The following is a 7,566-nucleotide window of genomic DNA, read 5'->3' on the forward strand; positions in this document are numbered from 1 at the left end:
GATCCAGAAAAGTCTTGGAGGACTGAGTAATGGATTCGAACTTCGACCTGGACTTGGCGATTGATCAGGCCTGCGATAGGGCACAAAGATTTATTGACGAACTACGCAAGAACAAGCCGCAGGTTGCGGCCAGTGATTCGCGCATGGGTGACGTGCGGTTGCTCGATGCCTTTCTTCGTCAGATTCCATATCCTCCACAACCTGACCGGCCAATTGGGGCTATTCCTCTTCAAGGTTTAGGCTTTGGTATTGTTCAATCAGGAGATAACTCGGCCCCGTTGAGACAGAACCCAGTGGGACTAGGTTCTGTAGAAAAGGGACTCAAGCCATTGCTTAACTTTATCTACTCTGGTGAAGGTGGCTACGATTCCTACAATCGAGGACGGGCGGGGGATTCACCAGGCAGATGGCCGGGTGGGCTTCAAAAGCTCACAATTGCTCAAATTATGGAGCTGCAAGACCAAAATGAAATCTTTGCAGTTGGTGCAGCCCAGTTCATCCCCACTACATTACCAATGGCACTGAAGGAAACGCAGTTGAAAGGAAGCGATCTTTTCAACGCCGTGAATCAGGATAGATTGGCAGTGGCCCTCCTGTTAGGGAGAAAACGTCCTAAATTGGCGTCATATCTGAAGGGTGACAATAACGATCTTGATGCTGCACAGACAGATTTGGCCCATGAGTGGGCCTCAGTGCCTCTGCCGAATGGAAAGGGGGCCTTCGATGGCGACTCTGCGGGCAACAAGGCGACCAAGAATGTGCCTGAGGTCCGGAACGCCCTACAGCTTGCACGAAGTGCTCTGATGACGATTAATATCAACGGACCTGACATTAAAGTTGCAAACGTACACATCAATGATGCCCACCATGGAACTAGTCAGACTGTTCTTAAGCCTAAGATTAAAGAGTTTATCCAAAGTCCTAATTGCAATAGTCGTGGTCAGGGCGTATCCATCAACACAGTAGTAATTCACTATACAACTGGTGGCCTAGAAAGCGCAATCAATACGTTTAAAAACCCCAAGGAGAAGGTCTCAGCTCATTACATTATTGATAAGAACGGAGATATTTATCAAATGGTAAAGGACAGTGACAGGGCTTGGCACGCCGAACAGGCAAACGCAAGTAGCATTGGCATTGAACATGTAGCCAGAGATGGAGACCGATTAACTGATGCACAAAACAGTTCATCCGTACAACTCATCAAATGGTTGATTTCTGAGTATAATATTACCTTGGCAAATATTAAAGCGCATAAGCAGATTCTCCCAACTTCATGCCCAGGAACTATCTTTGGAGATGCTGTAAATGATACCATTTTACCTAAGTTTAAAGATTGGGTTGCTAAAAACTTCTCTAAGAGCGCTGCTCCAAGCGGACAATTGGGACCTAGCGGGCTAGGCCTTTACATTGTCCAAGGGGGCGATACCCTTTCCTCGATCGCTAGTTTGCACGATACGTCTTTAGAAGAAATTCTCAGGATTAATCCTGATGTGAATGATCCCGATAAGATCTTTATCGGTCAACAAATAATTGTCGCTCGAGTGGATGGCGATGATCTATTCATCAGCTCTAACAGTCGCTCTTTAAATCTTCCTGTTGTCATTTCAGAACAACAGCTTGGCCCACCTACTTATCAGGACTTCTCTCATCCCCTCCTGGGTAATGTCACAATAACAGGAGGGTACATGGAGCCTCATCTTCACTCAAGAAAGGGGCCTCTAAAGGCAATCTTTCTAAATGAAGTTCTACGGACACTCGAGCCATCCGGCCGCAACATTGGCATTGATTACGACGTGCAAGATCGAAAAGTTAAAGCATGGTACGGAGGAGTAGTGACTAGGGCAGGTAACGAAGGCGGGTATGGAAGACGAGTACATGTTCAACTTGATATCAAATTCAAATATCAAGGAAGACCGTTCACAGTTTTTCAAGCATACGCCCATCTCCAGCAGATACAAGTGAGCCAAGGCCAGAAGATTAGCCAAGGCCAGCAAATTGGTGTTATGGGTGGTTCTGGTGCGAGTGGAGATAATGATTATCCTCCTCACGTGGACTTGAGCACCTATCTCTTTGTCGAAAAAGAAATGGTTCAACTCAACCCCCAAGCCTTAGATAGGCAATTGGCTTCAGGGAACCTCGAAAAATCGCAAAAAAGCTTGACGTAATCAGGATCTGAATTAGAATCAAAAAATTCATATACAGCTCGGTAATGGGTCAGCGCGGCTTCTGGGATGAACAGCAGCGGGTTGCATAAGTCTGAGAAGAAGCCAATCCTCAAGCGATTGTCGGAATCTATTCCATGGGAATTATTCAGCCCACTACTTGACAAGGGCTGCACTCAGGAGCGCAAGAGTAATGCTGGTCGGAAGTGGATTGATCCGCTGATTCTTTTCAAGATGCTAGTACTCCAGCGGCTTTTCAACCTGAGCGTAGGTGCAGCCTTCCGCTTACGGTTAAAGAGATCGAATTCCAAGTAAATGACCGGCGCTCCTTTGTGGAGTTTATTGGCCTTGGCGTAATGAACGATATTCCAGATGCAACTACAGTGGTCTTCTTTAGGAGTTTGCAGAAAAACCATCTCGCAGCGCTCGTTTTCCACAGGTACAACTGATTACTTGCTGATTGCAGTTTATCTGAGACTTGCACGCCTGCAGAAGGCTCGATTTCAGCACCTTATTCGTGAATTGAGCTCCTGATTTGTTCCCCTTGGGCACACCTCTGGACAACGGGCTGTTCATGCCGCCTCCATCGCGGGCTTGAGCAGGTTGCCCAGGCGGATCAGGTTGTAGGCGATCACGTGCAGGCCGAACACGGCGCCGACCTTCTCGGTGCCGCGCAGTTTGAACTGGCGCAGCCCGCCGAACGCCTTGATCCAACCGAATACCTCTTCGATCCCTCGGCGGGCGTTGATCGACTTGTCGTAGCCCACGTGACGGGTGGTCCGTCCATCAATTGCTGAACCGACGCTGCGGGCGGTGTTCTGCGCCACGTGCGGAGTGACGCCCAGCCACCTCATCTCAGCCACGAACCCTTTCGTGTCGTAGTTCATGTCGGCGCCGAGCGTTTTCTGGTGGGCACCGGCGAGGTCTGCTGCCATCTTCTTGACGGCATCCCGCTCACCGGTGCCCGTGGCCTGTGTGACATGGCAAGCGACGATCAGGTCATGACGGTTGTCCATGAGGACATGTCCCCGATAGCTCAGCTGCGCTGGATGGGCATTGGATTTGCGGGCCAGCAAGGCCTCAGGATCCGTGTTGGAGCGGTGGGTTTCATTGCTGAGCTTGATGCCGCGAAAGTCGCCCTTGGCCCGCTTCTTTCCCTCTTTGGGTGCACCGAATCCTTCGCCAGGACCTGTGGGCGGAGGCGGAGGATCCTCCTGGCCATCGATCCGCTTCAAGGAAGCGTGTGACGCCCAGGCCTGCAACAACGTGCTGTCCACAGAGAAGTGCTCTTCACTGAGTAGCGGTTTGACCTCGGGAGATCCCATCAGCTTCTCCAGGAACAGCCCCATGACGTCGTCATTGAGGAGGCGTTCGCGGTTCTTTGTGAATGTGGTCAGATGCCAGATCGGATCGTCGGGGCTCAAGCCCACAAACCAGCGGAACATCAGGTTGTAGTGGAGCTGCTCCAGCAGGAGCCTTTCCGAGCGGATCCCGTAGAACGCCTGCAGCAGCGAGGCCAGCAGCAGCTGCTCTGGTGGAACCGATGGTCGTCCTTCTGAGGCGTACAGCCTGCAGAAGGTGGGATTGAGCCGATCGAGAGCCTGATCCGCCAACTTGCGAATCCGCCGGAGCGGATGGCTGCTCGGGATCCGCTCCTCGATCGAGACGTAGGAGAACAAGGAGCCGCTGCGCTCCTGTTGGCCTCGCATCAACGTATGGGCAGTTGATCCACTCTCGCAGTGGTGGCTGGGTTTTTCAGCAAACTCTTAGAGAGCGCCTACGTAAGGCTGATGTGATCGATGAGCTCTTCGAGCTGGTTGAGGGATACCTTCGAGAACAGGGCCTCGAAGCCCGTGGTGGTCAAATCATTGATGCAACCTGGTGCCAGTTCCAAAGCAACGCAACAGCCGAGAAGAGAACAAGGAAATCTTGAGCAACGCCCGCTCCAGGTCCTCTCTTCTGAGCTCCAACAATGCTCCCTTCAGCAGGGACTAAATGCCTCGTCTGCATGGGCGGCTGGAGTGAAGTCCATCGGTGCGTTGCAGTCGCCCATTGAGTGTTCCCACTTTCCTTGGGTTTGGTCTGTGCGTGTCGGGTAAAAAGCAGAATCTTGTTCAGCATGAGATCACCGCAGCAATCCAGTGCCAAGGAACGGGTCCGGATTCGACAGGGCTACGAACACCGATACATAGGTTGCCAGCAGGAGCCACAACACCCGGAGCAGGATGAAACTGGTGGCTGGGAAATCAATGTGGGAAGCGCATACCAGGCTGCTCAGCCCGGCGATCAGTCCAGCGACGGTGTCCACTGCGCCGAGAATCGGGCTGCGCAGCAGGAAGTAAAGGGTGGTGAAGGCTGCAAACAGCACCCAGCCCATACCCTCCGACCAGAGGAACGCCACCCGCCATGGGGTACGCACCGGCGCGTTGGCAATGCGGGACAAGGCAACCAGGGATGTTGCGTTCAGAAACAACCAGATCGGCGCAAAAGCCCAATCGGGTGGTGCCAGTTCAGGCTGCTGAAACGAATTGTAAAAGGCGAAGTCACCGCCAAAACCGGCCGGCAGGGCACTGGTCACGTTGGCTGCAGCAAAGATGACCATGGCGTGCCACCACCTGAAACCAGCACGGTTTTCCATTCATCACCACCACGGAAGATCGTTTCATCGCTTGCTCTGACACATCCTTATTGCTTGCAGTGAATGGTGTTGGAAGCATAGGATTGAGTCTGCAGTTCGCAGCCTGGATATCGGGTGTCTCGCAAGATGTTTTAAAATTGTTCTGTTCTCACCCTTTTCTTCACATTGTTGATGGCGCGCAGGATTCCCCAGCATCCCCTGCCGCACAAGGGTTTCATGAGCTGCCCGCCTCCGGTTGGTGACGCCCCGGGAACTAGTGGACCACCGAGGCCTCTGGCCAGCCCTTGCTGCTGGCCGCGCGGATGCTTCGGGACTGCGCTGCTGCCAAACGGCTGCTGTGTTCGGCGACGATAGACCTGCCCAGAGGGGCAGGCAAGGAGCACTACTTGCTGACCGCCTTCCAAATCCACCAGCCAACCAGCCCGACAAGCACCCAGGGAACCAACGATCGGAAGACAAGGAGGACCACCAGAACAACCAAGGCAGAGACGGCCGTCCGCTTGGCCAGAGCCTTCGACTCATCGGTCATGTAGCGCCAGCGGGGAATGAGTGACATGGGTCAAGCCTGATCTGACCTGACATCCTCTCGCGCCACTGGCATGCCCATGGCGTCCCAGACACTGGAAACCCCCTCTGCCAGCAAAGTGATGCTCCTCCTTCACGCTTACTTTCACCAGCAGGTGGCCTGATGGAACCGATCAATGCGTCCCTGCAGCTTGACGGCGGATGAGCCCACCTCACCGTCAGAGCGTGACGGTGATCGTCCAGGAGCTGGGCATTCATGTGATCACCCTCTACAAATTGAGCAAGGCCTGGCGCCTGCAGGGGGGAGGCGGTGCCGACCAAAGAGAAGAACCCCGAGGGTATGGGGAGCCGTCAAGCGCACCGACAACAGGTTTTAAATCAACCCTGAGGAGTCACTCCCAGCCTTGCCAGTAGGCTTGAACCAACCGGTAGGTTGCGTCGCACCAGACATTCAATACTGGTGGTTTCTTTGATTAGCTCGAGCCCGTAAGATGTCAGAGACTCTGAGTTATAGATGGCTGCTGAGAGCACCGGATTAGTGTATATTTGTGTAAAGGCATCATAGGCTACCATTGTGAGCATTAAAGTGCCGAACAGCAACCCGGGTTGAGAGTCTTCGGCGAACAAACCGATCACGAGTTCAAGATTGTCTATGCTCCCATAAAGCGATTTCAATTGCTCTTGAAGGGCGATTTCTTTAGTGAGCTCGGCGAATGATCTGAGCTTCTTAAGGCCAAAATTCTGGCGATAATTATTATAACTCTGCAGTCTAAAGTCCCGCCCCATCTTGATTGTCTGATACTCTGACCCCATCAGAAAGTCCGGGTTGTTTCCAAGACTGATGCATCCGGCTGGCTGGGCTGAGGCCGTGCTGATGATGCCAGCCAGCCCCTTCTCTTCAAGGAGGGCATTGTTCCAGCGATAAAGAGAGGCATCAACCGGGTTTTCATCCACTATCAGTTGATCGGGAACCAGGCCATGCCATCGGTAGAGCAGGTTGAATTCCAGTGCCATCCAGTTTGTGCGGTACCAGTGTTGGGTCTCGGCAAAGTTGGTATCCAACCGAAAGAGCGGTTCACCTGTGATGTGATTGATATAATCTTCGATGGTTAATTTAAGCAGCAAGCAGATGTTGATCAGACGTGCTGTCTGAAACAGACGTTCATCCGCATCCTCCCAATCTGGATACCTTACGCTGAGTTCATGGCAGATCCTGTTGTGCTCCCGCAGGAAGACCAAGCTAAGGGCAGCATAACCTACTGATGAATTCCCTCTCTCGAGGCCGGTGGCATAGAGCTTATCAAGCCTTTTATCCAGCTGGTCTTGCGGCAAGTTAGGGAAACTCCCCTGCAATGCATTCCTTACCCATGTGGTGTCGCCATGCGGGTAGAGACCCTTATCACGGACAACCTTACCCTCTAAATCCAGGCAACTATACTCCTTTTTAACATGCCATTCGCCGTTTGAATTCCGCACACCTAAATAGTCGGGATACTCCTCGCCATCAATGATCTGCGAGCGCAGGCGACCTCCTTCTTTACTTCGCAGACAGCAGGCTTCATGCTCGTAGAGACCATAGATCTGACACAAGTCGACATCATGGTTTGAGGTATTCTTGCGTCGGTCGCTGGGGTCACCACGCAGCACACTGTCAGTGAACCACTGTGCAAAGAACATGAACAGAACAGAGGAGCGGTCTGTCTTCATCGTTTCCCCGCGGGAAAATAATGAGGTCACTGGCCCCCAGCGATTAGGCCCCTTCGGCGTATCGTCTGGAAGTGCGGCCATGCTTGCCTCACTGACGGGGGCGATATGACGCGCGGAAAATCGACGATCTGTGAGTGAGGGCCAGGAGGTGTAGTCGCAAATTGGTCCGCTTGCGCTGCCAGGCACAGCCGGCACCGGTGACCAGAGGCTGAACGGCCGAGGTCGGGGCGTCGTTGAACTGGCAAGCATATTGGTGGCGAATCTGTTGATCCGCATCCCGAGCCAGGGAATCGAGGAAGCCCAAACTAGAAGCTTTCGGATTAGTTGCACCTGAACCAGAATAGATAGGATCATAGCTCTTAAATACTGGAATTCTTGACCTTAGCCTTGGCGTATGCGTTCAGGGGTCGTACCAAGCCTGATCTGAACGGCGAGCCTTGACAGGTCGCCGCCATCCGGTTGGATCTCAAGCAGAGATCGCTTGAGATGAACTCCGCTCCCACTGGCATCGCCGACAGCGACTGGGACGCG

Annotated in this window: 5 protein-coding genes; 2 read left to right on the top strand and 3 right to left on the bottom strand. The window is 52.9% G+C overall.

The genetic code is table 11. From position 1 onward, the window contains the following. The first annotated feature begins 53 nt into the window (after positions 1–53). Together KQ307_RS08285 and KQ307_RS08290 are read left to right on the top strand one after the other, a co-directional pair. Positions 54–2,168 (top strand): N-acetylmuramoyl-L-alanine amidase, encoded by a 2,115-nt coding sequence (locus KQ307_RS08285; RefSeq protein WP_259727632.1) that lies wholly within the window; start codon positions 54–56, stop codon positions 2,166–2,168. Positions 2,169–2,464: 296 nt separating this feature from the next. Beyond that, complete coding sequence (locus KQ307_RS08290; protein ID WP_259727652.1) at positions 2,465–2,614, top strand: transposase; 150 nt, start codon at positions 2,465–2,467, stop codon at positions 2,612–2,614. Positions 2,615–2,737: 123 nt separating this feature from the next. Here KQ307_RS08290 and KQ307_RS08295 read toward each other — a convergent pair whose 3' ends face one another. The 3 genes from KQ307_RS08295 to KQ307_RS08305 form a co-directional block, all read right to left on the bottom strand. After that, entirely contained in the window at positions 2,738–3,874 is a 1,137-nt protein-coding gene (locus KQ307_RS08295) for an IS5 family transposase (RefSeq protein WP_259727633.1), read from the bottom strand. A gap of 416 nt (positions 3,875–4,290) precedes the next feature. Further along, positions 4,291–4,767, bottom strand: coding sequence for a tryptophan-rich sensory protein (locus KQ307_RS08300; RefSeq protein WP_259727634.1), 477 nt, complete (start codon positions 4,765–4,767; stop codon positions 4,291–4,293). A gap of 939 nt (positions 4,768–5,706) precedes the next feature. Then, entirely contained in the window at positions 5,707–7,116 is a 1,410-nt protein-coding gene (locus tag KQ307_RS08305; protein WP_259727635.1) for a peroxidase family protein, read from the bottom strand. Between the last annotated feature and the right edge of the window lie 450 nt (positions 7,117–7,566).

It is taken from the genome of Synechococcus sp. CS-1326 (assembly GCF_025128115.1).
In the GTDB taxonomy this organism is placed as follows: Bacteria; Cyanobacteriota; Cyanobacteriia; order PCC-6307; family Cyanobiaceae; genus Regnicoccus.